This is a genomic window from Streptococcus sp. 2154, from assembly GCF_013277255.1.
GTDB classification, from domain to species: Bacteria; Bacillota; Bacilli; order Lactobacillales; family Streptococcaceae; genus Streptococcus; species Streptococcus pseudopneumoniae.
The window spans coordinates 7,807-8,897 of sequence record NZ_VMMK01000064.1 but is presented as its reverse complement, the minus strand read 5'-3'; the positions used below and the strand labels follow the sequence as shown (position 1 = coordinate 8,897).

General features: G+C 41.7%; 1 protein-coding gene. It reads left to right on the top strand.

Features of this window, described 5'->3' with window-relative positions:
- The first annotated feature begins 127 nt into the window (after window positions 1-127).
- Window positions 128-988: a DUF4299 family protein gene (locus tag HT693_RS10240; protein WP_172925153.1), complete on the top strand. Its 861-nt coding sequence runs from the start codon at window positions 128-130 to the stop codon at window positions 986-988.
- Window positions 989-1,091: the final 103 nt, after the last annotated feature.

Below are 1,091 nucleotides of genomic sequence, written 5' to 3'. Positions count from 1 at the left end.
ACATATATCTACGGCAAGGCGAAGCTGACGCGGTTTGAAGAGATTTTCGAAGAGTATAAAGTTTGTTTTTGTATCTTTCAGAAAAATAAGGTATACTGTATGTAAACGATTTCAAAGGAGTCCAGTTATGGCGAAAACATTTTTTATTCCAAATAAACAGAGCATTTTAGGAGAACAGGAGATTTTGACTGCCAAGTCTATCTTGGCCTTGCTAGATGGCTTGGAGTCGCATAGCTATGATGCAGTCTATCTCCGTCAGCCTCTTAATCGCCTCGAGTATATCGAGTGTGCGATAGTGGGGCAATCACAATTTCTCTTTAAGGTCAGTTATGCTGATGGTCGAAAGGCTTACCGTGTCGATCTTCCTGAGCTACTAACGAAGATAGACTGGGAGATCATCAAGTCATTTTTAGATGCTTTGCTTGCTTACACAGGAACTGAGATTGAAGGACTAGATGGTTTTGATTTTGAAGCTTATTTCCAAGCAAGTATTCAAGCCCATCTTGCAGACACTGCAGCCCGTTTTACGATTTGCCAAGGAATTTTTAATCCTGTTTTCTTTAGTCATGAGGATTTGAAAAGCTTTTTAGGGGAAGATGGTTTGGCACAGTTTGAAGCGCGTGTGCGTGCGGTTCAAGAGACAGATGCCTACTTTGCAAGAGTTTCCTTCTATCAGGATGGAGAGGGACAAGTGCATGGCGTTTACCATCTAGCTCAAGGAGTCAAGACAGTTTTACCGAGAGAACCATTTGTTCCTGCAGCCTATATGGAGCAATTGGTGGATAAGGAAGTCCAGTGGGAGATTGACTTGGTTCAAATCACAGGAGACGGCTCTAAACCAGAAGACTATGAGGCTATCGCTCGCTTGGACTATGCAAAATTCCTAGAGTCGCTACCATCAGCATTTTACCACCAACTAGACGCCAATCAATTAGAAGTGCAACCCATCTTAGACAAAGATTTTAAAGCATTAGCACAAGAAGAGTAAAGCAGAAGCAGGTCAAGTGACTTGCTTTTTGATATATAAAAAATCCTGCCGTGAAAGACAGGATTGCTACTCAATGAAAATCAAAGAGCAAACTAGGAAGCTA